This window comes from Paenibacillus terreus, from assembly GCF_042138595.1.
Taxonomy (GTDB): Bacteria; Bacillota; Bacilli; order Paenibacillales; family Paenibacillaceae; genus Paenibacillus; species Paenibacillus terreus.
The window spans coordinates 41,727-67,297 of sequence record NZ_JBHIRX010000012.1; the positions used below are offsets into that span (position 1 = coordinate 41,727).

Sequence of the window (25,571 nt, forward strand, 5' to 3'; positions counted from 1 at the left end):
ACAATACGTATACAACAGATAAGGCAGACGGTCCTGGGTGACCGTCTGCCTTTTTAAAACTTGCCATCACTTACCTGAAGAAACGGACCAAAGTGCACAGTATTGGACGGTGCATGATCCATGTGAAGCTTTACGAAGGAGAGTGGCGAAAGGGTGAAGCAGGTTCTTCCTGCTTTCTGGTCTATGGCTTGATGCCAAGCGATTCATATACCCGCGTGAGCGGGATGTAGTGCCGATAACGGTCTACTACGGTAAGGTCTCCTTCTATGTAGTTCTCCGATATTAGTTTGGCAGCATTTGTGGTATAGATGTCATAGGCGTCGTAGACCACGGATTGGGCCGGATCATCCGCCATTGGCATTTTAACCCGAATGCTTAACGAAAAATCCTTCGTTTTAAAGCTATAGGTTTTGCCCTGCTTAATCTCTACGGGTGTTTTTGAAGCGTCTGTGCCGTCAATCAGTAGAGCCTCAATCGTTTTGCCGGGAATCTGCGGGATGTTCAGCTTCAGGACTCCGTCCTTGTAGTTGACTCCGTTGAAGATGGCGGGGGCGATTTCCTTTTGCACTCCATAGGGCTGCCAGGTGTTTCCGTCCGTCTCCAGCTCGGGGATTCTCCATGATGTCTTGATGGCGAGGACCGTATTGGATTTACTCCATGACAAGGATGCGCCCAGCTCTTCGAGTACGGCTCGCAGCGGGACCATGGTCGCCGGCCGCCCATCCTGGCCGTTTCTGACGACAGCAGGTGTACTCAGCGGTTTGGCTGTACCTTTTACCGTCATGGCCTTTTCGTTGATCTTTAGCCGGATTTCAGAGGCAGTGTCCTCGTTTTGAATAATGACCGTTTTCGTGCTGGCCTCCCATTTGACCTGTGAATTGAGATGTTTGCTGAAAAATTGGGAGGGTACATAAATAGCACCCAATGAGTCATCCATAAAAGGAGCGGTGCCGTCAGCCTCAATCTCAACGCCATTTACAGTGAATGGATAGCTCTTGCCCGCCCATGCATGGCCTGTCAGCCCGCATGCCAGCAGGACAGTTAAAAGCAGGAACGCAGACAGAAATCTTTTGCTCACCTTATGTTCTCTTCCTTTCCAATGAACAAATTAACTATTTTTGTGACCAATGTACCTTTCATTTTACTTTGTCCGGGATCATAAATAAAAGAATAAATTTCCAAAGTTGCAGAAAAACCTTTCTGAATGCAAATTCCAGAGCTTATGTCCTAAGACCCTCTTTATTTTCCTGCTATAAAAGCCGTAATATACATGGAAGGCACATTCTGCAGAGGAGGACATACATCATGAAAAAAGCCTGGATTATTCTATTATCCTGTATGCTCATGCTGGGGCTGACTGCTGGAACAGTAGCCGCCAAGCCTGATCAGGCCAAAGGCCAAGGAAGCCAGAAGGCCGGGAAAGCATCCGAAAACAAAAGTACAAGCCCGGGGAACGGGGACGCAAACGGGAAGAACAAGCCAACAGAAAAGACGGAAAAAACGGACAAACAGCCGGAGGCAGCTCCCGCTGGGGTAACAGAGGTTACATACGGCGAAGTAGGGAGTAGCAATGTCGGCAAAGGACATCGTGGCTATAAAGGTCTGCTGAATGCAATTCAAAATAAAGAGGGCAAGCACGCTGGGGCGGTACTGGCCAATCTGCTGCTTACCTCTTATTCCGACAAACTGACGCCCGAACAAATTGCCGAGGTGGAGCAGATTGAGGAATCTGCCAAGGCGCTTGAAGCGGCTGCTGATTTGCTTGCCGAAAACGGGAGTGTGACGGATGCGGTCTATGTCCAGCAGGAAGCGGTACTGGCGGATGTATCCAATCTTAAAGGCTATCAAAAGCTGGGCGAGCTTTCCCGTAAAGCCGGGAGCAAGGCTGGCATGAAGCTGTTCGTTAATGGCAGAGAGGCTGCTGCCGAACCGATTAACCGCGGGGGGACGACGCTTGTTCCGTTCCGCGCGGCGTCCGAGGCACTAAATGCGGATGTTGCTTGGAACCCGCAGGACAAGTCGGTTACCGTAACGCGTGGTGAATCCACGGTAAAGCTGTATCTGGACAGCAGGACAGCGTATGTTAATGGACAGCCTTTCACACTGGACCAACCCGCCGAGTCTGTGGAAGGTCTGACTCTGGTACCGGTCAGAGTTATCAGCGAAGCTCTTGGCGCAACCGTACAGTGGGAGCCGACAAGCCAGTCCGTGGTTGTGTATGAGGAAGCTGATTCGGGACAATAAGCGGAAGTTGTAGGAATCAACTGAAATGGAGAGCTTAAGCCGTCTGGCCTAAAGCTCTCCATTATTCGTTATTTCGATGCTGCTTCCCTGTTTTTGACCAGCTCGGGAAGCGTTAATGTGTTGTTGGCATTCATAAATGTTTTAATGTCACTGTTTGAGTTTTGCTCCGTAAGCAGCTTTCCGAACGTCATGATGTATACCCATTTGGGCTGCTTTGCAAGCACCTCGGCACTTGGCATTTGCCCGTTCTCCCCGATGGCGACCGGTTTTCCGCCGGACAATGCCAGCAGGCCCTGGTAGTAGGAGTCTTGGAAATCATTATCGTAAATATCTGCGGCGAGAATATCCACTTTGGCAAGACCCGGAAATACCGTGGCATACGGGGCCGAATATGGATTCGGCGCGTTCGGATTCCACACCCATATCAGATTGTTTAAATGATGGACATTGACGAATCGGTCATACATGATATCCCACAGCTGATTGAAATTATTCTTCTTCCCCCACCAGAACCAGTCTCCATTCATTTCATGATAGGGTCGCCACAGGACAGGAACATTGGCGTCACGGAGCTTTTTCAAATAGACGGCCACGTCATCCAGGTCGGCGATTAAATGATTATATTCCTGCGTCCCGGGAGTGACATATTTGTCAAACTGCTCCTGGGTGACCTTGGTCTGCACATTCTTCCACGTTCGTGCCGTGCCGGGCAAAGGCTGGTGGAACGTCATGGCGACAATGCCGCCCTTACGGTCCCATTGGATAGCGGAGGAGATGACATTATTCCGCTGTCTGGCCATTTCCTCCGCACTCTGGTTGGAGATCGCTCCCAGCTCATAGCCATGCAGTCCGGCATAGCTGCCGCTGATGGTTCTCAGTTTATTGTTCAGCTCATCCGGGCTTTCCAGATAGTCATGCTGGCCGGTAATCAGCTGTTTGCCTGAAATGCTTGAAAGATAGGAAAGCAGGCTGCGTGCCTCCTGCGAGGCGTTGGCGTTTACGGGCAGGGCTGCTGCGTCCGCAGGTAATGAATGCTGTGATTCTGCAAATAAAAAAACAGATAGAAGGCATATTACTGCAGCTTTCAAAACCAGCCTGCTCTTTCGTCGCTTTTTCACATCCATCATCCTTTCTTCACATAAGAAGTAGGGGGCTTCCTCAAACAGGGAGCTTTATTATGCTATTTGTACACCACCAAGCGGCATGTAAAACAAAAAATGCCAAATGAAAAAAATAGACGTCGAGCCTTATGAGGAGGATTCCGAACAAATGAGACTCATCTAATTTTTAAAAGCTTGATGTCGAAATATGTATGTTGCAGGATCAGTACTATATTATAACCTATGTAAGTAGCTTGCAACTTTTACAGAAAACAATGATTCTAATGAACTACCTACGTTTTAATGATATGTACAAAAAAACCGCCTACCGATGGTGGGCGGTTAGTCACAGATTAGCGGTTTTGCATCCATTCCGGCTTGGAGAAGCCCTGGAAGTCGCTGTCTATCGCTTTTTCAAATTCAGGTGATTCCACTGCGGCCTTCAGCGCTTTGGCGAAATCCGCATTTTCATTGGCAGTGGAGACGACGACCTGGTTGCGGTAATTTTCAGGCACATTCTCCAGCTGGAGTGCGCTGTTCAAGTCCATGCTTGCAGACAAAGCGTAGTTGCCGGGGACGACCGCGACGTCAACGCTGTCCAGCGTTCTTGGCAGCTGTGCGGCTTCGACCGGTTTAAATTTCAGGTTTTTCGGATTGGATGTGATATCCTTTTCCGAAACGGTTGCCGGATCCAGATTGCCTACATCGATCAGTCCTGCAGCTTTGAGCAGCAGAAGGGCGCGCCCGAGGTTTGTAGGATCGCTGGCAACGGTCACGGTGCTGCCGTCGGGAATTTCGTCAATAGATTTGAATTTGTTGGAATAAATACCGACCGGAGCGGTCGGCACGCTGATCAGCGCGCTCAGCTCAAGCTTGTTATCCTTTTTGAACTGCTCCAGGTACAGAATGTGCTGGAACAGGTTGGCGTCGATGGAGCCGTTCGCCAGACTTTTGTTTGGCTGCACATAGTCGTTGAATTCCACGACTTCAACGTTATAGCCCTCTTTTTCCATAATAGGCTTGATGGCTTTGGTAACCATATCGCTGTAAGGGCCGACCGTTGCGCCGATTTTAATATCTTTTTTGGCCGGTTCGCTGCCGGAGGCGCTGTTACCGCTATCCGCCTGCTGCCCGCCGCACGCTGCAAGCATGCTCAACAAAGCTGTAATTACAATCAGTGTAAGCCATTTTTTCATGTTCTATCTCTCCTGTTCATCAATTTTACGATATTATGAGATTGTGTTTATTTTTTACTTACCTTCGCCGTAGCCCAGTCCCCGATCCATTGAATGATCTGGACGAGAACGATCAGCACGATAACGGTCGTGAACATCACAAAGTTGTCGTATCGGTAGTAGCCGTACTGAATAGCCAGATTCCCGATTCCGCCGCCGCCGACAATGCCCGCCATTGCCGAGAAGCCGAGCAGGCTGATGGCCGTAATCGTCAGTCCTGCCGTAATGCCCGGCTTCGCTTCCGGCAGCAGCACCCCGCGGATGATCAGCCATGGGGAAGCACCGGCGGCCATGGCCGATTCGATCACCCCTTTGTCGATTTCGCGCATGGAGGTCTCCACCAGCCGCGCGAAGAACGGGATGGCGGCCACGGCAAGCGGCACGATGGCGGAAGTAGGTCCGATCGTGCTGCCTACGATCTCCTGGGTCATCGGCAGCAGCAGAACAAGCAGGATGACAAATGGAATGGAACGGATCAGGTTGGAAATAAAACCGAGCAGCATATACAGAACCGGATTATTCCAGAACAGCCTGCGTCCGCTGACAAAGAGCAGCACACCCAGCGGGATGCCGATTAGGACGGCAATCAGCAAAGAGGCGCCAACCATGTATAAAGTTTCATAGAAAGCCTTCCACATTTCCGGGAGCAGTTCAGCCCATCGTTCAGAGAACATTACGCAGCACCTCCACTCCGGCAGTTCTATCAGTCAGCATCTCGATGGCTTTCCGGATTTCCGTATCCGGTCCGGTCAGCTCCATGATGAAGAAGCCCATGGGCTTGTCCTGAATATATTCGATTTTGCCGTGCAGAATATTGCCCGTAACACCGCAGGATTTCAGTACCTCGGACACTATGGCTTCCTCTGCTTTGGACTCCCGGAACAGGATGTTGACAATAACGCCCCTGCTCCGCTCCAGCAGCCGTTCAGGAAGCTTGTACTGCAGCACCTTGTCGATAAAATCGCGGGTTAAAGGCTGCTGCGGAGCGGCAAATATGGAGTAGGTGTCACCTTCCTCAATAATTTTGCCATTCTCCATGACGGCCACCCGGTTGCAAATCTCCTTCACGACTTCCATCTCATGTGTAATCAGGACAATGGTGAGGCTCAGCTTTTGGTTAATTTCCTTCAGCAGCTTCAGAATGGATTCGGTCGTCTTCGGATCCAGGGCTGAAGTTGCCTCATCGCAGAGCAGCACATCCGGATTATTGGACAAGGCCCGGGCGATGCCGACCCGCTGCTTCTGCCCGCCGCTGAGCTGGGAAGGGTAGTGATCCGCCTTGTCCGCCAGACCAACCAGTTCAAGAAGCTCCTTAACACGCCCTGGTATCGCCGGTTCTTTCACGCCCGCAGCCTTCAGGTTGAAGGCAACATTCTCAGCGGCTGTTTTGCTGGACAGCAGATTGAAATGCTGAAAGATCATGCCGATCTTCTGCCTGGCGATCCGCAGATTTTTTTTCGGCAGCTTCGTCAGGTCCGTTCCGTTGACAATCACCTGGCCGGAGGTCGGACGCTCAAGCAGATTGATGCATCTTAGCAGCGAGCTTTTGCCAGCGCCGCTATATCCGACAATGCCGTAAATATCGCCTTTGCGGATATGTAAATTGACATGATCGACCGCATGGACGGTCTTGCTGCGAGTTACATATTGTTTATTCAAATCTATTAATTTGATCATGGCATTCCCCCCTTGAAGACCAACTATTATGATAGGGATGTATGCGTTTACGTGTCAATCGCTTTCAATCGTAAGCTGCATTATTATTCAAGGCAGTGGACATATCATTCATAAAAAGCGAACTATTGTTCCCGTTCGTACTTTTGTTATATAATGTAGAACGGTTTGAAATTATAAACGGTTCTGCCCGTTGTGGGAAAGGATGCTGTACAACATGATGGGAAGAGCCCATTTAATCATCGGTACCGGAGTTTCGCTGTCCGTGCTTGCGTTGAACGGATATGAAATTACATTTCCGGCAGCGGCCGTTGCTGCAGTCAGCGCATTGCTTCCGGATATCGATGAACCTAATTCGCTGCTGGTGACCAGAACGCTTTCCGGCCGGATGCTCCGGGTCATACAGCTGCTGATGGTCGCGGCCGCGGGCTGGGTGTTCTTTGCGGAGGCTGCGCCTGCTCCATGGAATCTCATTCTGGCCATACTCATTGTGGCCGCTTCGTTTATGCCTTCACGTTTGATGCGCAAGGTGATTATCTTCGTGATCGGAGCTGGCATTGCGTGGTATGGCACGACTTATGCGCCCTGGAACTATATTGCCGGCTGTCTGCTGATGATCTGTACGATCGTGCCGCATCGGGGACTGACGCACACGGTCTATGCAATTGCGGCATGGACAGGGCTCTTGTATGGCACTACGCAGCAGTATGGGGCCAGCATTTGGCTGGCGGGAGGAATTGCGTATACCTTGCATTTGCTTCTGGATTCGCTGACGAACAACGGGATACGTCCGCTGCCGCCCCTGCCCTGGAAGCTGCGCTTCAAACTGATGAGCACGGGGACAAGGAAAGGGGCAAGGGTGGAGATGGTAGGCATCGTTCTGACGCTCTTGCTGGCCATCTACGCTTTTGTTCAATCGGCAATCTGACTGTATTCCTCAAAATCGCTGATGCCCTAATGTATGAAAGAAAGAGCGAGTATCTGGTGGACATCCGCCGCTGATACTCGCTCTTTTAAAATCCGAACCGTTCGTTCAGGAATTTTCGATTATTGTATTCAAGGTTGTGCGGTCAAGATTTTTAACCAATGTTATGATCAATTCCTTGGCCGCATCGTAATCATCTGTATGAATAATGGAAGAGGACGTGTGGATATAGCGTCCGCAAATACCGATGACGGTGGAAGGCACCCCTTTCCCGCTGACATGCACCTGACCGGCATCCGTTCCTCCCGGAGAAATGAAATACTGGTACTTGATGTTGTGGGTATCCGCCGTATCCTTCACATATTCCAGCAGACCGCGGTGGGTGATCATTGTCGGATCGAACACGCGCAGCAGGGCGCCCTGACCGAGATGGCCATACGCATTTTTGTCGCCGGTCATATCATTGGCTGCACTGCAGTCAAGGGCGAAGAAAATATCGGGCTGGATCAGATTGGCTGCTGTGCGCGCCCCGCGCAGTCCCACTTCCTCCTGCACGGTTGCACCTGTATAGAGGATGTTCGGCAGCTTCTCTTTATGTACGGCTTCGAGCAGCTCTATGGAAAGACCAACGCCATAGCGGTTGTCCCAGGCTTTGGCCATGATTTTCTTCGGATTCGCCAGCGGTGTGAACTCACAGACAGGCACGATCTGCATGCCTGGCACAATGCCGAGCTTTTCCACATCAGCCCGGCTGTCAGCGCCAATATCCAGGTACATCGCTTTCATGTCTACCGGCTTGCTGCGTGCTGTGTCGTCCAGCAGATGAGTCGGCGTTGAGCCGACGACCCCAATGACAGGCCCGCCCGGTGCAATCACCTGCAGCCGCTGCGACAGCACGGCCTGGCTCCACCAGCCCCCCACAGGCTGAAACCGGATCATGCCATTGTCGGTTATGCCATTCACGATAAATCCGACTTCGTCAAAATGCCCTGCAACCATGACCTTTGGACCTTGCTCATTCCCGCGGACAACCCCGAACAAGCTTCCAAGATGATCCTGTACAAATTCATCCGTATATGCTGACATCCGCTCCTTAACCCAGGCGCGGAGCGCCCGTTCATGGCCGGGCGCAGCCGGGAATTCGGTCAATGTTTTGAATAACTCCAACGTTTGCTGTTCCATGCTGTTTTTTCACTCCTAATTAACCAGTGGTCGTATTGTTTTTATTAGTATGCCTTTATTGTGCTGGAAAGTCCAACGTCTATTCCTTTTGCTGCCAGAAGGCAAACGCCGACGCCAGCGGTGTGCTTATCATTTTCCATTCATAAGGCTGGACAGGATCGCAAATAATGAATATGCATTACCGCTTAAGCGGAATCCTTGCAGGGGGTGTAGATGATGGCAGCCAATTCCGGATCGGCCGGCGCTGGTGCAAAGACGGGCGGCCTGCGGCAAAAGACTACCCCGTCCTTGAACATACAGGAACAGGAGTACCAAAAAATTGCCAAAAAGCATGAGCCTGCCCGCAAAATCGTCGGCAATTGTATTCGCGCCTTTGTTGTAGGGGGGCTGATTTGTGTTTTGGGACAGCTGATCCTGAAAGGTTTTATGAACGGGTTTCATATGACCGCCAAAGAGGCGGGAAATCCGACCGTAGCCGTGCTCATACTCATTTCTGTTATTTTAACCAGTATGGGCGTCTATGATAAGTTTGCGCAATGGGCAGGTGCGGGAACCGCGGTTCCGGTAACAGGCTTTGCAAACTCCATGTGCTCGGCGGCTTTGGAGCACCGGTCCGAGGGGCTTGTGCTCGGCGTCGGCGCAAAAATGTTCAAGCTGGCCGGATCCGTTATCGTATTCGGGGTCGTGGCCGCTTTTATTGTAGGCATTATTTACGCGATTCTTGGTGTAGGAGGGAAACACCTATGAAGCGCTTGGGAGGACAATCGTGGAAGTTTGATTCCAGGCCGCGCATCAAAGGCAGCGCAACGGTCGTTGGCCCCAAGGAGGGGGAAGGACCTTTGGGCTCAGACTTCAGCTACGTATACGATAACCTTGAAATTGACGAAGACACGTGGGAAAAGGGAGAGCGCCGTCTGCTTGAACGCGCCTCTTCTCTGGCTCTTGTGAATTCCAATTTAACCAAGGAGGACGTTCAGTTTTTCATTGCCGGCGACCTTATGAACCAGATCATCAGCGCTTCGTTTGCCGCCCGCAAGCTTGCCATTCCCTACATGGGCGTGTTCGGCGCCTGCTCCACTTCCATGGAGAGTCTTGCTCTGGCTTCCATGATTGTGGATGCAGGGGGTGCAGACTATGCTCTTGCCGGAACGGTAAGCCATAACTGCACGGTGGAGAAGCAATTTCGGTACCCGACAGAATATGGAGGACAAAAGCCGCCCACGGCTCAATATACGGTAACAGGCTCGGGATGTGCCATCGTGGGTCACGCCGACCAAGGCGTAATCGTAGAAAGCGCAACGATTGGCAGGGTTGTGGACATGGGGCTGAAGGATCCCTTCAATATGGGCGGTGCGATGGCGCCTGCTGCAGCGGATACGATCCTGTCGCATTTCAAGGACACGGGCCGGGGCCCCGAGTATTATGATTTGATCGTCACGGGTGACCTTGCTTCCGTCGGGCTGCCGATCCTGAAAGAACTGCTTAAGAAGCAGGGCGTTGACCCTGAGAAAACGGAAATGAACGACTGTGGATTGATGATCTATGACAGGGAGAAGCAGGCGGAAATATTTGCGGGCGGCAGCGGCTGCGGATGCTCCGCGGTCGTCACTTACGGACATTTGCTGAAAAAGCTCGAAAAGCGGGAGCTTAACCGCATACTTGTCGTAGCAACGGGTGCGCTTTTGTCCCCTCTGTCCTATCAGCAGGGAAACAGCATCCCATGTATCGCGCATGCGGTTTCGCTTGAAACAGGAGGTTGAAATCAATGGAATACTTATGGGCTTTTCTGGTAGGTGGAGCGATCTGTTTGATTGGTCAAATTATGATGGACGGCTTCAAAATGACTCCTGCTCATACGATGGCCACTCTTGTCGTGGTCGGGGCCATTGCCGATGCCGTAGGCATCTATGATCCTTTGATTAAATTTGCCGGCGCAGGCGCGACCGTTCCCATCACCAGCTTTGGCAATCAGCTCGTTCACGGCGCGCTGACGGAGCTGGAGCAGGAGGGATGGATCGGTGTGATTACAGGCATTTTCAGTCTGACAAGTGCAGGTATTTCGTCAGCCATCATTTTTTCATTTCTGGCGGCGCTGGTCGTACGCCCCAAAGGCTGATCAATAATTTGCCACCCAAGCACTCCATTTATGCAAATGGGGTGTTTTGGTGCGCTTCAGCGCGGGTATTGGAGAAAGATGACGAAGCTGCCAGTGAAGCAAAGTGTACTCTGCGACCTCCATCATGTACAATAATAGGAAACATGTTTGCTATTCTTTGTAGGAGGTTTGCAATTTTATGCCGGTTCGCCAAGAATCCTTTCATATTATTTCCTCGATTCGAGCCAACCTTGAATCCTGCATTCTGGGAAAATCCTTTGAAATACAATTATTAATGACCGCATTGCTCGCCGGGGGGCATGTCCTGATCGAGGATGTGCCGGGCACAGGCAAGACGCAAATGATTAAAGCCCTGGCCAAATCCATGCGCGGAGATTACCGCCGCATTCAGTGCAATCCCGACATCCTGCCGAGCGATATTACCGGCGTTTCCATTTTTCATCCGCGTGACGAGCGCTTTTATTTCAGACCAGGCCCGGTCATGACCAATATTTTGCTTGCGGACGAAATTAACCGTGCCACGACCAAGACGCAGTCTGCACTGCTTGAAGTCATGGAGGAGCGAAATGTGACGGTAGACGGGGAAACGCACGAGCTGCCCGTTCCGTTCATGCTGTGCGCTACGCAGAACCCGATTGATTTTGAAGGCACATATATGCTGCCCGAAGCCCAGCTCGACCGCTTTATGCTGAAAATCAGTCTTGGTTATCCCGATGCGGAGACGGAGAAAAATCTGCTGCTCAGACACCAGGAGGGCCAGCCTGTAGACCGTCTGCAGCCAGTTGCCCATATGGAGCAAATCGCAGCCATTCAGAAAGAGATCCGCGGTGTACATATCAGCGATGTCGTAACCACCTATCTGCTTGATATTGTCCGTGCGACTCGTGAAAATTCCACCGTACTGCTTGGCGCCAGCCCCCGCGCTGCGCTTTCGTTTGTGATGGCTGTCAAGGCCTTTGCTTTTCTCCATGAGCGTGATTATGTGCTTCCGGATGATGTGAAGAGACTGGCTCCTTATGTGCTTGCTCACCGCCTGCTGCTCCGTCCCGAAGCACGGATGGAAAATTCCAATGCTGCGGGGGTTGTACAGGCCATACTGCGCCAGGTCAACGTTCCCGTTCAGCTGGAGCGTGGATAAGCGATGAGCTCCAACCGAATGATGCGAAAAAGGAGCGGAAGATCCGGCAGGATTTGGCTGTTTGCCGGGGTTTGGCTGTCGTGTCTGCTGTATGTGCTGTTTCAGGGTGGCAAAACCTCTTTTATGCTGCTCTCCATGGTAACGCTGCTGGGCATCTACCTGTGGATCGGGAGCATGAGCGGTGTGAGCCGTGCCAAAGGGGTGAGATATTTATCCAGCGGGGCGGAATACAGTGAAACACTGCATGCGGGAGACCAGATTCATGTCAGATTGCATCTGTCCATTCCGGGATTTTTGCCGCTGCCTTATATCATTGTCAGAGAGGTGCTCAAGCGCCATACGGGGGAATCCTGGTCTTTTGAAGAGAGTATTATTCCAAGCATCAAAGGAAACGGGCAGCTCTCCTTTCAGACAACACCGCTGGAAAGGGGACGCTATTATTTTGCGGATACGGAGATTATCACCGAGGACATTTTCGGATTAATGGAAAACAAGGGGCTGGTGAAAGCTCCGGGAGAATTCCGCGTTCTGCCCCGCGTGGTATTTATCCCTTATTGGGAGCTGAATAACCGCAAAACAAGGCTGGCCGGTCCCGACTCCGTCCTGACACGGACGCGGCGGGAGACGACCCAGATTAACGGCGTGCGCGATTATGTATACGGCGACAGGTTATCCCGCATTCACTGGAATGCCACCGCCAAAACCGGGAGCTGGAAGTCCAAGGAATTCGAGCATGAGACGGTTCCAAAGACGATGCTCGTACTGGATCATCTGTCTGCCCATTACAAGTCCGGCGACCAATTCGAGCTGGCCATTTCCACTACGGCATCCCTTCTGGAGTTCGGCGGAAGAGAACGCATGGGAGTTGGTCTGTGTACGGCCGGACGGAGAGGGATGGTGATTCAGCCAAGCGAAAATGCGATGGAGCGGCAAAAGATGCTGCATCATCTTGTCGATCTTGACCTTGATCCGTCCGGAGATATGATGGGTAGCCTGGAGGTTGCCATCCGTCAGTTCCCGCAGGGCTCCTTTTTTGTGCTGGTAAGCCCGCTGGCCGATGAAAGGGCTTTGGAAATCTTCCGCTGGGCTGATGCAAAGGGCATGATTCCATGCCATGTTCATATCGGCGGATCCGGACGAAAGGGTGAACAGGATCAATGGGTGGAAACTGTGCGCAAGAGAGGGATTTATGCGTACAGTGTATCTTCGCTGCAGGAGCTTCCGGCCGTGATGGGGGGAGGTATGTAAATGAAAAAATGGCTGAATTCCCTGATATCGTCCTGGTATCATGCCTTAACCTTATTATGGATTATTTTAATTGCCGTGCAATGGCTGTCATTTACTTCAACCATCTGGTTTGTGGAGACGAATGCGCTCGTGCTGGCCACGCTGGTTGCGCTGGCCGTGATTGAAATTGTGCTCCCGAACAGGCCGGGCTGGAAGCTTGTCGCCAAGGCGGCAGCAGTGTTTATTATCCTGTATAGAACACTTAGCTCCTATTCCATTATTTCGAGTTCGGGTTCACCTGGCAGCCGGATCGGGGAGTTTATCGACAATCTCACTCCGTACCTCTGGTTTTCGCTGATCGCCTGGCTGATTCTGGAGCTGATTCCGCTTGTGGTGACCAACAAGCAGCGAATCCTCGTTTTTCTCGGTATCAATATTATTGCCTTTGGCATTCTGGATTCCTTCACTCCATCCATTTTGTGGCAGGAAGTGGCGTGGATCGTATTTGCCGGAATGGGCTGGCTTGTCTCCAAGCATTTTCAGAGCTTCAGCCTGCGTTATCCGCAGGGCTGGAAGCATCTGCGGCGCTCACCCTTCAAGATTGCGGCGAACATTGCCATCATCTTTTCACTCGTCATCGTTGCGGGTGTTAATATGCCTGAGGTTCCTCCAACCGTGACGGACCCCTATACGGCGTGGCGAAATTATAATGGTGTCGCAGCGGTTACAATGACCGGCGGAAACGGGGCGCTGAATCAGCAGATGAATACGGAATCCGGCTACAGCCGGCAGGATAACCGGCTAGGCGGAGGTTTTAATTTCGATTATTCGCCCGTTATGAACGTGATTACAAGCCAGCGCAGCTACTGGCGCGGGGAGACCCGCCGAACTTACACAGGCACAGGGTGGGCGGAGGATGCAAACCGGAGAAGCGATTTTGAGACCGTACGGGCGAATGAGGAGCTGGAAAATGAAGACCATCCGAAGATCGAGACGGTACAGGTCGTGCAGACTGTCAACATGGCCAGCGAGGAGTCCTATCCGGTGCTGTTCGGCGCTTATTCAATCAACCGGGTTCAATCGGTTGACGGCAGCACGAATACCGACTGGCTCAGCTGGAAACCGCAGCAGTCGGAAATGCACTGGAATTCAACGCGGAGAGGCAATCCTTTTCCACGGACCTATACCATCATCTCCGAGGTGCCGATCGTGCCTGAAGGCGAGCTTCGCAGGCAAACGTTCGATGATCTATATTCAGGCCGCCGAAACCAAATCGAAGAATATTTGCAGATGCCGGATGATTTTCCGGAGCGGGTGACAGAGCTTGCGCGGCAAATCACGGCATCTGCCGATACGCCGTATGAAAAGGTAGGCCTGCTGCAGCAGTATTTGCAGCAAAACTACACCTACACGAACAACCCGGATATCTCTCGGGCCCAGAGCGATGATTTCGTGGAAAGCTTCCTGTTTGATATCCGGGAAGGCTACTGTGACTACTATTCTACCTCGCTCGTCATGATGTCCCGTTCCCTGGGCATCCCTGCACGCTGGGTCAAAGGCTACGCGCCTGGGCAGCAGGTCTTTCTTGATGATGCCCAGGAGGTGGCGAATGGAGAAAATATGACGGCTTATGCGGTGTCCAATGCGGATGCCCATTCTTGGGCCGAGGTTTACTTCGGCGATTACGGCTGGATTCCGGTTGAAGCGACTCCGGGATTTGATATGCCGCTGCTGACGCAGCAGGAGGAGGCCGAACCTGTAACTGCGCCCGAGATTGAGGAAGAGCAGCCTCAGCAGGAGGAACAGGAGATCAGACCGGCAGATACAAACGGCGAGATGACCATCAACCCAGGCATTGTGTGGGCTGCAGCTGCGGTTTTAATGCTGTGGGCGGGGTATATTATATGGAGAAACCGCATTAAACTTCACTTTTATATTCTTAACCTCCGCGCAGGCAGGCCGCTCTCGCCAGGAGAGAAAGTTGTTGTCGAAACTGAGCGCTGGCTTCGGTACCTGCGGCGAAAAGGCTGGAACCGTGGAACCAGCGAAACGCTGCGTGAATCGGTAACGCGGTGGGAGCGGGAGACCCCCGAGCTTTCGCCGGTGCTGAGAAGGCTGCTGCAGGTGTTTGAGAAGGCAAGGTACAGCCCTTCGGCTGCTACAGAGGAAGATTGGCTTGCAGTGAGAATGTATGCAGCGGAGCTGCGCGCGGTTATGAAATCAACGCAAGCCAACGTACAGACCGAATCAGGGGAAGTATAGCGGTTTAAAGTCGTTCGCGAGGCTGGCGGGCGGCTTTTTACTAACTTCCAAGATTATGGTATAGTTTGCTCTAAGTGCGTGTTCAAAAAGTCAGGTTTTCAGCACCGAGAAGGTTGAATGAAGATAGGGACTGAGGAGCGGAGCGTACTTGGGGTACGTGAGCACCGGAAGTCCCGGCTGAATTCAAGATTCGATGTCGAGTCCGCTTCCTGATTTACTTCGTGATCAAAAGATGACTTTTTGAACTACCTCTTTAAGAAATAGAGGTGAACGAGTTTGTTTGAAATGTTTATGCCCAGGCTGCGGGTGAATACGGTATTTGATATTGACCTCGATGACCTGTATGCCAAGGGGTACAGGGGCATAATTACCGACCTGGACAATACGCTTGTCGGGGCGAAGGAGCCCAATGCGACGCCCGAGCTTGTCGTATGGTTTGAAAAGGTGAAGAAAGCCGGTTTCAAGCTTGTGATCGTGTCGAATAACAATATGGACAGGGTCTCTCTGTTTGCGACACCGCTTGACATCGAGTTTATTCATGCTGCCCGCAAACCGTCCAATGCCCCCTTCCGCAAAGCGATGAGCATGATGGAGCTGACCCCGGAGCAGACGATCGTTGTGGGGGATCAGATGATGACGGATGTGTTCGGAGGCAACCGTCTCGGGCTGCACACCGTGCTTGTGCTCCCGATTTCCTTGCACGATGAAGGCTGGACAACCCGCATCAACAGGGGGCTGGAGCGAATCGCCCTTTCGCAGCTTCGCAGAAAAGGCATTTGGAATGAGGAGGAAAAGAAGAAATGACAGAAACACCTGACGGGCTTCAAGCCGTCAAATGCAGCGGCTGCGGCATCCGGCTGCAGACTGCCCAGCCTGAGCAGCCGGGCTATGTTCCCGAGAAAGCGCTCGATAAAGAGCCGGTCATATGCCAGCGCTGCTTCCGTATTAAAAACTACAACGAATCGTCTTCCGTAACGGTCGATCAGGACGAATTCCTCGCTCTGCTCACACGTATCGGCGACAAAGACGCGCTCGTTATTCATATTGTCGATCTTTTCGACTTTGAAGGGAGCCTGATCTCAGGGCTTCAGCGTTTTGTGGGCAGCAATCCCGTTCTGCTCGCAGTCAACAAGACCGATCTTCTGCCAAAGGTCACGAACTGGAACAAAATCCGCAATTGGGTGCAGAAGCAGGCGAAGGAGCAGGGGCTGCGCACCACCGATATCGTGCTATGCAGCGCCAAGAAGAATCAGGGCTTTGACCGTCTGCTGGAAGCTGTTGCCGAGCAGCGCGGCGACCGTGACGTTTATGTTGTCGGCGCAACGAATGTCGGTAAATCCACACTCATTAACCGTTTGATCCGCGACTACAGCGATCTGGAGCAGGAGCTGACAACATCGCGTTATCCGGGAACGACGCTGGATATGGTCAACATTCCGCTGGATGACGGGCATTTCATTATTGATACTCCGGGCATCGTTTATCCTTGGCGTTTCAGTGAAATCGTTTCAAGGAAGGACTTGGCCGCCGTAATGCCTGAGAAGCCGCTGAAGCCTGCCGCATATCAGCTGGATTCGGGACAGACGCTGTTCTTTGGCGGCATGGCGCGGTTTGATTTTATTGAAGGTGCCCATCAATCCTTTACCTGCTACATCAGCGGCGGATTGAAGATTCACCGTACCAAGCTGGAGAAGGCTGATGATTTATACGCAAATCATGCGGGCGAGCTTCTTTCCCCTCCATCTAAAGAGGATGCAGAAGCAATGCCGGAGTGGACGAGACATGAGTTCCGGATTCCCAAGGGGTCCGAATCGGATGTTTATATATCCGGCCTGGGATGGATCAAGGTGAACGGGAACAGCGGAGCACTGGTCGCCGTGCACGCGCCACGCGGTATCCGTGTACTGGTCCGCCCATCATTGATCTAGCCTGGCTGTATAACTGCATGGCGGTATGGAACGGCAGTTCCTGCCGCCGTTCATACTTTAGGCATGAAGGGAAGCGTAATAACCATGATGGGGAATGCAAACCATATAAATGACAGAAAATCTGTGCTGCTGGGCGTTATCGGTGATCCGATTGCGCATTCCAAATCCCCGGTCATGATGGCGGCGGCTTTTCGTGCGGCAGGCATTGAAGGGGAATACCGACGCCTGCATGTAAAATCCGACCAGCTGGAGCAGACGCTGCAGGATATCCGTGAACAGGGCTTTCTGGGCATCAATGTGACGATCCCGCATAAGGTTGCAGTGATGGACTATCTGGACGAACTCGATGAAGCAGCGAAGAAAATCGGGGCCGTCAATACGGTTGTGCATGCAAACGGCAAGCTGAAGGGATATAATACAGACGGAGCCGGTTATGTCCGATCCCTTAAGGAAGAAGCTGTTCCTGATTTGGCTGGTAAAACGGTGATGCTGCTTGGGGCCGGGGGAGCCAGCAGAGGAATTGTGCATGCATTGCTGCAGGAAGAGCCGGAGCGAGTGATTATTCTCAACCGGACGGAATATAAGGCAAGACAGCTTGCCGCTGAATTTAACGCAGGGATACCGGTGGAAGGGTACTCCATGCAGCAGGCCCACAGTTATCTTCCCGGTGTGGATATTTTGATCAATACCACGTCAGTCGGTATGCATCCGCAGACGGAGGATATTCCTCTGCCGGTGGAGCTTATCCCGGAAGGGATCGTCGTCAGTGATCTGATCTATAATCCGCTGGAAACCCGGCTGCTTCGCGAAAGCAGACTGCAGCGTGGCTGCACGGTGCACGGAGGCCTCGGGATGTTCGTATACCAGGGGGCGATTGCTTTCGAGCACTGGCTCGGATTCAGGCCGGATGTGCAGGTAATGCGGCAGGCCGTGCTGGATAGCCTGGCCTGAGCTGTATATCTTGGTTGAATGATTAACCAACTAACTTAATTGCTAATTGAGAGAGGCTTGAGTCCGGTACGGTATTCATCCGTGACCGACCAGCCGTGAAGGGGTATATAATAACATGTTAACAGGCAAGCAGAAGCGGTACTTGCGCTCGCTGGCGCATCATCTTGATCCCGTGTTCCAGGTAGGGAAGAACGGAACGAATGATCATCTCATCCGTCATATTAATGATGCGATCGAGAAGCGCGAGCTGATGAAGGTATCCATTCTAAACAACAATCTGGACGACAAGCATGAAATTGCCGAGGAATTGGCCGGCAAGACCGGCTCGGAGCTGGTGCAGGTGATCGGCAGCACGATTATCCTTTACAAGGAATCCCGCGATAATAAGCAAATCGAGCTTCCATAATGACGCATCCGGGATAAAGGTGGAGTTATGAGAATCGGAATTATGGGCGGTACGTTTGATCCAATCCATATCGGCCACATGCTCGCAGCCGAAGCGGCCTATGATACTTACCGGCTGGACAGGGTGTGGTTTATGCCTTCCCATATCCCTCCGCATAAGCAGGGGGCAGGTGCCGCTGGCGAAGAGCGTCTGCAGATGGTGAAGGAAGCCGTGCAGGGCCACCCTGCATTTGAGGCCATTGATCATGAAATCCGTAGAGGGGGCGTGTCCTACACGTTCCAGACGATCAGGGAGCTGCAGGAGCTGCACCCCGGGGTAGAGCTCTTTTTCATTATCGGCGCGGATATGGTCAATTATCTTCCCCATTGGGAGCATATCGAGGAACTGGCGCAAAGACTCGTATTTATCGGCGTGAGAAGGCCGGGGTATGAGCTTGCGCTCGATGAGCTTCCCGCGTTTCTGCATGACAGGGTGAAACTGGCCGATATGCCGGTCGTGGATATTTCTTCGACAGACATCAGGGAGCGCATCGCTGCTGGGCATTCTGTCCGTTACATGGTGCCTGATCGGGTGTATGAATTTATTACAAGGGGAAGCATGTATGAAATATAGCCGCGAGCAGCTGATTGAGATCGTATCCGGCCAGATGCCGGAAAAACGCTGGAAGCATACGCTCGGTGTCATGCAAACCGCCGTGGAGCTGGCAGAGAAGTATGGGGCCGATCCTGTCAAAGCGGATTTGGCCGCTATTTTGCATGATGTAGCCAAGTATTGGCCTGTTGAACAGATGAAGGCCGTCATTGAGGAAAGCAGCGAGAGCAACAAAGAACTGCTGCAGCATGACAAGCAGCTTTGGCACTCGGAAGCAGGTTTTATCGTTGCCCGCAAAGACTATGGAGTCGAGGATGACGAGGTGCTGAATGCGATCCGCTGGCATACTTCCGGCAGAGAAAATATGAGCCTGCTGGATAAAGTGGTGTGTCTTGCTGATTACATTGAACCAGGAAGAGATTTTCCCGGTGTGAATAAGATCCGCGAACTGGCCCAACATAGCCTTGAGGAGGCGCTGGTGGCCGGCTTTGATTCAACGATTTCCCTGCTGCTCACGCAGCGGAAAGTGATTTACCCGTTAACGGTATTATCGCGCAATTATCTTGTGCAGCAATTAAAAATTCAATCTCACGGAGGTTTGTGAATGACAATCAAACCGGATGAACTTTTACAGCTTGCGGTTACCGCCGCCGATGACAAAAAAGCGATGAATATTGTGGCGCTTGACCTGCGCGGAATTTCCCTTGTGGCCGACTACTTCATGATCTGCCACGGGAACTCCGACACTCAAGTGCAGGCGATCGTCACTGCAATCCGTAAAGAGGTTATGGAGCAGGGCGGAACCGTAAAAGGCATTGAAGGAATGGAATCGGCACGTTGGGTGCTGATGGATCTCGGGGATGTTATCGTGCATGTGTTCCACCGCGATGAGCGTGAGTATTACAATATCGAAAGACTTTGGTCCGATGCCAAGGTCGTGGAGACGGTATGAATTTGATCGCTGGAACCATGGTTAACATTATGGTGGACCGTGAGGTGTCTCCATACGGTTATTTTCTCAGTTATGGCGATCAGGACGTGCTGCTGCATTACACCGAACTGACGCGAAAAATCGAGGTAGGCGAGCGGCTGGACGTTTTTATCTTTTATGATACGGAGGACCGGCTGGCCGCAACCATGAAGAAGCCTTATTTGACGCTGGGTGAAATGGCCAGGCTGGAGGTGGCGGATGTTCATCCACGGCTTGGCTGCTTTCTCGAAATGGGGCTCGGGCGTCAACTGCTGCTGCCCATCCGGGAGCTGCCGGAAAACCGCGATTTGCATCCCAAGGTTGGTGACCATGTTTTTGTCATCATGGAGCATGACAAGCAGGGAAGACTTCGCGCCAAGCTGGCGGGGGAGCAGGAGCTGTCTCCGCTGACCTTTCATGCACCGCAGTCCTGGGTTAATACATGGGTTGAGGCGACGGTGTACAAGCCTTTGCAAATGGGTACCTTTGTGCTGGTAGACGGGGGAGTGCTCGGGTTTGGCGCGATTGGCATGATTCATGCCTCGGAGCGCAGCCGTATGCTGCGCCTTGGTGAGACGGTCAATGTAAGAGTTACGCATGTTCGGGAAGACGGTCGTGTCAATCTGGCCATGGCTCCGCGCAAGGAGGTGGGGCGCATGGAGGATTCCGAACGACTGCTTGAATTCCTGAAGGAGCGGCCGGGTGGCGGCATGCCATACTCCGACCAGACGCCGCCGGATATTATCAAACAGCGCTTCGGAATCAGCAAATCCGCGTTCAAGCGGGCTCTCGGCAAGCTGATGAAGGAAGGCCTGATTGTGCAGAAGGAGAACTGGACCTATTTGGCCGAGAAGATGCCTAAGGAGCAGAATAATCAAGATCCTCAGAAGTAGCTCTGTGCAGGAAATGGAAAGTGCGGTGTAAACATGTCTTCTTACCGTAAGTTTGCTTATGTATACGATGAATTGATGGAGGATATGCCCTATCCGGAGTGGCTGCGTTTTGCAAGGAAGGCATGGGAAAAACATGGCATGCCCCACAGTGTGGCCGAGCTCGGCTGCGGGACGGGCGCCATCACGATCCCGCTTGTCAATTCAGGGTTCGAAGTGACCGGCATTGACCTTTCCTCCGATATGCTGGCTGTTGCACGCAGCAAGATGGAAGCGACTTCCCAGGGCAGGCGGCTGTTCCGGGAAGGAAGCGTCCGCTGGCTGCAGCAGGATATGCGGGACTGGAGACTGCCGGAGCCGGTGGACACGGTCATTTCCTTTTGTGATTGCTTGAATTATCTGCTCGAGGAAGAGGATATAGCCCGTGTGTTCCGCAGAACCTATGACGGCTTGAAGCCTGGCGGGACTTTTCTGTTTGATGTGCATCACCCGAATACGTTCAGGCGTTATGATGAAGAACAGCCGTTTGTGCTGGATGAGCGCTCCATCTCTTACATCTGGACATGCGAGCTGGATGTGCAGCGCTGCGAAATCGAGCACCGGCTCAGTATTTTCGCACGCGCGGAGACAGAAGGACGCAATTTGTACGAGCGCTTCGAGGAAGTGCATGTGCAGCGGGCCTATGATCCGGAGTGGATGAGAACAGAACTGGTTAAAGCTGGCTTTCGTGAGGTTAGGGTCTATGCCGATTTCGAATGGGTGGAAGCCGGGGATGACGCCTCAAGGCTGTTCTATGTTGCGATAAAATAAGTAAACCGCAGGAGTGCTCAAAAGGTCTTTACTGACCTGCTTGGGCGCTCTTTTTTGTTCTTTTGAGGCGCTCCGAGAACAAAGCATTCCTACAATCGCTCTTGTCCCCAAATTTACCTAATTATTATTAACTCAACTTTCGGCAGAGCACAAATCCAATTAAACCTTTGTAGCCGCTGGCTGGGTTCTGAGGAATTCGAAATCGAATCCCCTCCTTGCAAGTTTGCCGATTTCATGCTGCGAAAATTAAGTGAACTCATTTTATGGACTCCACCTAATCATTCGTGCTTGACAGTCAAGTCGCCCGTCGACCGTGGCAAGGCATGTGAACTCGCTGCTTGGAAGCCTTGCACGATTATCCCGTTTGATCAGGTAAAGAAAAACAGAAAACCGGGAACCGAAAATATACTTTAGGCACGTTAAAGAAAATAACGGATCAAGTGAGGCACGAAAATGCCTGTTGTTACGTTATTCAGGACCATCGAATGGGTCTCTATTATTTTTTTGATGATGCCTTATGGGAAGCAGACGGTTCGAGATCATGAGGCGATCTCAGGTGAAAGCAGAGCGTTTAGGTGATGTGAAACCGACCGAGAGAGAAGGAGGGAGCGGAGCAAAGCCAGGAAAAAATAAAAGACCCTGGCCCTCGTTGCTGCTTGAATCTGAATTTTTCCGATGTCCTCGTTCATCCTGACCCACACCGTTTAAGCCACGCACATCATGCTCACCTTTCCTCGTTCAAGCCCTGTGATCAGGACGCAGCTGCAAGAAGCTGAACCGGTTGGCGTGCGATCAGTCGGCGGTAAGGGATTGCCGGAATCGCCGCGCTCATGTACAACAACTTCTGCCACATCGGTTCTTCCCCTCCGGGCAGGCGCAGTCGGCGGCGTACGGTATACTCGTTGAGGTACGCCTGTAGATGTTTGGTGCCCAAGGAAATATATGTACTTTTCAGCGATGTCCACGCCTCGCTCACCACTTTCCGCAAGGGTCTATACAGCCGAAAGGCTTGAGGGAACGACTGTACCGCCGATGCACGGACATCTACCTGTTCGTTGATGAACGCAGCGAGTTCGAGTCGATTCGCTCCGTACCCATCTCCCCTCATCTGCGGGACCAGACGGATTTTGACCTGCTCCGGCTCGCCCGACTCCGTGACTCTGCATCCCGCTACGACTGCCGAAGCATGCGGATGAGGAAACTGTAGCCGGGCCGGATTACGCCCATACAGGTCGCTGTTCACCTTCACGTCTCCGCAGAGCAGCTCCCGGGCATCGAACTCTCCGATGGCATGGCGGATGCGATGGAGCATGAGCCATGCGGTCTTGTAGGTGACCTGGATCACCTGGCTCAGCCGCATCGCCGAGATGCCGTCGGGCAGCAGGAACAACTCCAGCGCCTGGAACCACTTGATCAGGGGGAGATGGGTTCGTTCAAAAATCGTGCCGACCAAAGCCGACGTTTGATGCGCACACCTGGCGCACTCGAACAAGGGAATGCGCCGGGAAGTCAGACGACTGCAGCGGGTGTGAGCGCAACGCGGGCAGACGAAGCCGTTTGGCCACTTCATCGCGATCAATGCCTCCATGCAGTCCCGCTCGTTGTGATAACGGCTGCTAAAGGATTGAAGTTCCGTTTCCGCTTGGACTTCCATGTCTGCTCGCCCCCGAATCAATAATATACGAACAATCGTTCCTTTTGTCATTATACCAAACATATGTTCCTATTTTCAAGCCGAACATCCCATTTTAGCTGCCTCTTTTCTCGTATCTCTTTTCTCTTTATTCCCTCCCCTAGGCCCTCAGCCCCCGCATTCTGAGCGAAAGGGATAATCATGCAATGCAAAGCTGTATGGAGAGGCATCAGGCAACAGACATCAGGTATCAGGTAACGGACACTAGACACTAGACACCAAACACCAAACACCAGATACCATACCCTATAGTCTCCCGTCTCACTCTGGGTACTGGACTCTGAGTGGGGCGAATCCCTTCTTCCAAAAAAGCTAGAAAAAAGTGTCTGCTGATTCAGCGTCAACTCCAGCAGTGGATCCCCGTTTTGCCCAGTTACATCAAGGCCTGTTTGCCGGTTCATGCTGCGAAAGTTGAGTTATTTATCGGTAAAGATTCGGGGGCAAATGTGACCGCTCCGCTTTATCCGGAATTGCTTCGTCCTCTCCGCTGCTGCGTGCGTATTTCCAACTACCACAAAAAAACTAGAATGAGAACGAGATCAAGCGAGGTCCTCCTTTGTTAACTTTTACGCGTAAAAAGAAAAGGGGACGCGTCCCCCGCAAGCATTGTTTAGATACCGGACAGGATTGCACCACCCTCGACTTGAAGCACGGACCCGGTTGTGTATGTGTTTTTCGCCAAGTACACGTATGCCTCGGCAATCTCTTCAGGTTGGGCAACGTGCTACAGCAAAAGGGATTGGGCAGCCTTCTGGAACATTACTGCACGACTTTCGGCGTCCATTCCACTGAAAACAGGTGTATCCACCACTCCTGGCGACACGGCGTCTTTAGTCATAGAATTTTTACCAGCCCACGCGGATCAGCAGCCCCTTCGGATCTCCGACCTCCAGGTAGGAGGCTTGTCCGTTGTAGTCGTCATAGGCAAAGCCGTAGGCCAGACGGTCTATGCTGTGATCATGCCAGAATTTGGCGTAAAAGTTGGCTGGAGCGGCCTGATAATAGGCTGAAACATTGTTCCAATTCGCCGGATTTTCATAGACATGGCGGTTAATGGCTGAGCATTTGGCGGAATCCTCCTGCAGCGCCCCGTTGCAGAGCAGAATCTCCTGGGTGCTGTAACCGGAATAACCGGCAAAATAGTTGCCATTGGCGCCCCCGGAGGCAAAGGAGCCGTGAATGGGCGCCACGATGCGGTAAGGAGCCTGCACATCGGCCAACGCTTTAAAAGGCTGCGGCACCTCATTCCGGTATTTCTGGAACAACCCCGCCCGCGTTTCGGATTCCAGCTCGCCCACAGTCCGGTCGTAGGTGCCGGAGCGGTTGACCAGCCTGTGCTGGATCGGAAAGCCGAAGCCGTCCACACGTGTCGTGTTGCCATGATAACCCGCATCATCTACCGTGAACTCAATGAAATCGAAGTAAATGTCCCGATTTGGATCGGTCGGATTATTAATATCCGGGCCCGCAAACCCGTCGTCATAGGTTTTAATGTAGCACGGAGAGCCGGCACAGATGAACATGCGGCCTGACGTAATTTTCGGCAAATTTACATAAGAGCTGGAGAGGGGATGATAAATATTCGCATAATTATTTCCGTTTTTGCTCAGATGGCCCGGGGCGTCATTTAATGCTGTGGAAATCGGCTGCAGCTGGCCTGAGGCATCCAGATAGCTCCAGCGCCCGTTTTCCGGGTTGATGCCAAGCACGCCCCAATAGATCTGCTGATCACTGTATGTGCCATTGGTTCCGTTCAGCAAACGGAAGGTTAACTCCCCATTGCCGGTCGGGCCGGGGATGGATGATGCTGCAATGTCATAAATGGATGTGCCGCCGGAGGGATTGCCCGGTTCCGTGGTTCCGCCCGAGGGGACCGTATAGGTGAAGGATGGGGTATCGTATGCCGGAGTTCCGTTGTTATAGGTGAAAAAATAAGTAATTACACTGCCTGCGGCTACATTGTTAATTGACTGGACATACCTGGTGGTGCTGCTGTCATAGCTCATTCTTAAATTTTGCTGCACGCCTGAATTGACCTTGTAATGAACATCCACCCATGTTGTGTTTACGTTGGAATCGAACCAGATGGTTGCCGTCGTACCCGAAACTGACACTCCCTGGGTGTAATCGGCAGCATAGGCGCGATCGCCTGGTGAATAAGAAATAAAGCTAAGCAACAGCACGGCAGCAGTGAAAGCGATGCAGCTCCAAAATTTACGCATTGGCCAA

25 protein-coding genes are annotated in these 25,571 nt (G+C 52.2%); 17 read left to right on the top strand and 8 right to left on the bottom strand.

Going from position 1 to position 25,571, the window contains the following annotated elements; all coding sequences use genetic code 11:
• Positions 1 to 181 precede the first annotated feature (181 nt).
• Positions 182 to 1,078, bottom strand: a complete 897-nt coding sequence (locus ACE5KN_RS20140) for a copper amine oxidase N-terminal domain-containing protein (protein ID WP_375527984.1) — start codon at positions 1,076 to 1,078, stop codon at positions 182 to 184.
• Positions 1,079 to 1,305: 227 nt separating this feature from the next.
• Here ACE5KN_RS20140 and ACE5KN_RS20145 point away from each other — a divergent pair, with 227 nt between their 5' ends.
• Positions 1,306 to 2,244: a copper amine oxidase N-terminal domain-containing protein gene (locus ACE5KN_RS20145; protein WP_375527985.1), complete on the top strand. Its 939-nt coding sequence runs from the start codon at positions 1,306 to 1,308 to the stop codon at positions 2,242 to 2,244.
• Between the two features lie 68 nt (positions 2,245 to 2,312).
• Here ACE5KN_RS20145 and ACE5KN_RS20150 read toward each other — a convergent pair whose 3' ends face one another.
• The 4 genes from ACE5KN_RS20150 to ACE5KN_RS20165 form a co-directional block, all read right to left on the bottom strand.
• Positions 2,313 to 3,362 carry a glycosyl hydrolase gene (locus ACE5KN_RS20150; protein ID WP_375533139.1) on the bottom strand — a complete coding sequence of 350 codons (1,050 nt, stop codon included), beginning with the start codon at positions 3,360 to 3,362 and terminating at the stop codon, positions 2,313 to 2,315.
• A 335-nt stretch (positions 3,363 to 3,697) separates the two neighbouring features.
• Complete coding sequence (locus tag ACE5KN_RS20155; protein ID WP_375527987.1) at positions 3,698 to 4,540, bottom strand: MetQ/NlpA family ABC transporter substrate-binding protein; 843 nt, start codon at positions 4,538 to 4,540, stop codon at positions 3,698 to 3,700.
• Positions 4,541 to 4,587: 47 nt separating this feature from the next.
• Positions 4,588 to 5,253, bottom strand: coding sequence for a methionine ABC transporter permease (locus ACE5KN_RS20160; protein ID WP_375527988.1), 666 nt, complete (start codon positions 5,251 to 5,253; stop codon positions 4,588 to 4,590).
• Positions 5,243 to 6,256, bottom strand: a complete 1,014-nt coding sequence (locus tag ACE5KN_RS20165; RefSeq protein WP_375527989.1) for a methionine ABC transporter ATP-binding protein — start codon at positions 6,254 to 6,256, stop codon at positions 5,243 to 5,245. The genes ACE5KN_RS20160 and ACE5KN_RS20165 overlap by 11 nt, the downstream gene beginning before the upstream one ends.
• A gap of 214 nt (positions 6,257 to 6,470) precedes the next feature.
• Between ACE5KN_RS20165 and ACE5KN_RS20170 the strand changes: the two genes are divergently transcribed.
• Complete coding sequence (locus tag ACE5KN_RS20170) at positions 6,471 to 7,181, top strand: metal-dependent hydrolase (RefSeq protein ID WP_375527990.1); 711 nt, start codon at positions 6,471 to 6,473, stop codon at positions 7,179 to 7,181.
• A 105-nt stretch (positions 7,182 to 7,286) separates the two neighbouring features.
• Here the strand turns inward: ACE5KN_RS20170 and ACE5KN_RS20175 are convergent, their stop codons facing one another.
• Complete coding sequence (locus ACE5KN_RS20175) at positions 7,287 to 8,360, bottom strand: M42 family metallopeptidase (protein WP_375527991.1); 1,074 nt, start codon at positions 8,358 to 8,360, stop codon at positions 7,287 to 7,289.
• A 216-nt stretch (positions 8,361 to 8,576) separates the two neighbouring features.
• Here ACE5KN_RS20175 and spoVAC point away from each other — a divergent pair, with 216 nt between their 5' ends.
• The 15 genes from spoVAC to ACE5KN_RS20250 all read left to right on the top strand — a co-directional run bounded on the left by spoVAC (position 8,577) and on the right by ACE5KN_RS20250 (position 21,649).
• The gene (spoVAC, locus tag ACE5KN_RS20180) at positions 8,577 to 9,107 is read left to right on the top strand and encodes a stage V sporulation protein AC (protein ID WP_375527992.1); all 531 of its coding nucleotides are present in this window, start codon (positions 8,577 to 8,579) and stop codon (positions 9,105 to 9,107) included.
• Positions 9,104 to 10,120 carry a stage V sporulation protein AD gene (gene spoVAD / locus ACE5KN_RS20185; protein WP_375527993.1) on the top strand — a complete coding sequence of 339 codons (1,017 nt, stop codon included), beginning with the start codon at positions 9,104 to 9,106 and terminating at the stop codon, positions 10,118 to 10,120. Before spoVAC ends, spoVAD begins: the two co-directional genes overlap by 4 nt.
• A 5-nt stretch (positions 10,121 to 10,125) precedes the next feature.
• Positions 10,126 to 10,476: a stage V sporulation protein AE gene (gene spoVAE / locus ACE5KN_RS20190; RefSeq protein WP_355321175.1), complete on the top strand. Its 351-nt coding sequence runs from the start codon at positions 10,126 to 10,128 to the stop codon at positions 10,474 to 10,476.
• Positions 10,477 to 10,654: 178 nt separating this feature from the next.
• Positions 10,655 to 11,614, top strand: a complete 960-nt coding sequence (locus ACE5KN_RS20195) for an AAA family ATPase (protein WP_375527994.1) — start codon at positions 10,655 to 10,657, stop codon at positions 11,612 to 11,614.
• Between the two features lie 18 nt (positions 11,615 to 11,632).
• Positions 11,633 to 12,862: a DUF58 domain-containing protein gene (locus ACE5KN_RS20200; protein WP_375527995.1), complete on the top strand. Its 1,230-nt coding sequence runs from the start codon at positions 11,633 to 11,635 to the stop codon at positions 12,860 to 12,862.
• Positions 12,863 to 15,103 carry a DUF4129 domain-containing transglutaminase family protein gene (locus ACE5KN_RS20205; RefSeq protein ID WP_375527996.1) on the top strand — a complete coding sequence of 747 codons (2,241 nt, stop codon included), beginning with the start codon at positions 12,863 to 12,865 and terminating at the stop codon, positions 15,101 to 15,103. It begins immediately after the preceding gene.
• A gap of 276 nt (positions 15,104 to 15,379) precedes the next feature.
• On the top strand, positions 15,380 to 15,907 hold the full coding sequence (locus tag ACE5KN_RS20210) for a YqeG family HAD IIIA-type phosphatase (protein WP_375527997.1): 528 nt from the start codon (positions 15,380 to 15,382) through the stop codon (positions 15,905 to 15,907).
• Positions 15,904 to 17,031 (top strand): ribosome biogenesis GTPase YqeH, encoded by a 1,128-nt coding sequence (gene yqeH / locus ACE5KN_RS20215; RefSeq protein ID WP_375527998.1) that lies wholly within the window; start codon positions 15,904 to 15,906, stop codon positions 17,029 to 17,031. The genes ACE5KN_RS20210 and yqeH overlap by 4 nt, the downstream gene beginning before the upstream one ends.
• Before the next feature lie 84 nt (positions 17,032 to 17,115).
• Positions 17,116 to 17,982, top strand: a complete 867-nt coding sequence (gene aroE / locus ACE5KN_RS20220; RefSeq protein WP_375527999.1) for a shikimate dehydrogenase — start codon at positions 17,116 to 17,118, stop codon at positions 17,980 to 17,982.
• 115 nt (positions 17,983 to 18,097) lie between these two features.
• Positions 18,098 to 18,388: a ribosome assembly RNA-binding protein YhbY gene (gene yhbY / locus ACE5KN_RS20225; RefSeq protein WP_375528000.1), complete on the top strand. Its 291-nt coding sequence runs from the start codon at positions 18,098 to 18,100 to the stop codon at positions 18,386 to 18,388.
• 27 nt (positions 18,389 to 18,415) lie between these two features.
• Positions 18,416 to 19,000, top strand: a complete 585-nt coding sequence (nadD, locus tag ACE5KN_RS20230) for a nicotinate-nucleotide adenylyltransferase (protein WP_375528001.1) — start codon at positions 18,416 to 18,418, stop codon at positions 18,998 to 19,000.
• Positions 18,990 to 19,583, top strand: coding sequence for a bis(5'-nucleosyl)-tetraphosphatase (symmetrical) YqeK (gene yqeK, locus ACE5KN_RS20235; protein WP_375528002.1), 594 nt, complete (start codon positions 18,990 to 18,992; stop codon positions 19,581 to 19,583). The genes nadD and yqeK overlap by 11 nt, the downstream gene beginning before the upstream one ends.
• Entirely contained in the window at positions 19,584 to 19,931 is a 348-nt protein-coding gene (gene rsfS, locus ACE5KN_RS20240; RefSeq protein ID WP_375528003.1) for a ribosome silencing factor, read from the top strand. It abuts the gene before it with no gap.
• Positions 19,928 to 20,842, top strand: a complete 915-nt coding sequence (locus ACE5KN_RS20245) for a CvfB family protein (protein ID WP_375528004.1) — start codon at positions 19,928 to 19,930, stop codon at positions 20,840 to 20,842. Before rsfS ends, ACE5KN_RS20245 begins: the two co-directional genes overlap by 4 nt.
• A gap of 33 nt (positions 20,843 to 20,875) precedes the next feature.
• The gene (locus ACE5KN_RS20250; protein WP_375528005.1) at positions 20,876 to 21,649 is read left to right on the top strand and encodes a class I SAM-dependent DNA methyltransferase; all 774 of its coding nucleotides are present in this window, start codon (positions 20,876 to 20,878) and stop codon (positions 21,647 to 21,649) included.
• Between the two features lie 751 nt (positions 21,650 to 22,400).
• On the opposite strand, the gene ACE5KN_RS20255 is transcribed toward ACE5KN_RS20250, so the two are convergent.
• Together ACE5KN_RS20255 and ACE5KN_RS20260 are read right to left on the bottom strand one after the other, a co-directional pair.
• Positions 22,401 to 23,303, bottom strand: a complete 903-nt coding sequence (locus tag ACE5KN_RS20255) for a transposase (RefSeq protein ID WP_375533140.1) — start codon at positions 23,301 to 23,303, stop codon at positions 22,401 to 22,403.
• Positions 23,304 to 24,187: 884 nt separating this feature from the next.
• On the bottom strand, positions 24,188 to 25,564 hold the full coding sequence (locus tag ACE5KN_RS20260; RefSeq protein WP_375526819.1) for a glycoside hydrolase family 64 protein: 1,377 nt from the start codon (positions 25,562 to 25,564) through the stop codon (positions 24,188 to 24,190).
• Between the last annotated feature and the right edge of the window lie 7 nt (positions 25,565 to 25,571).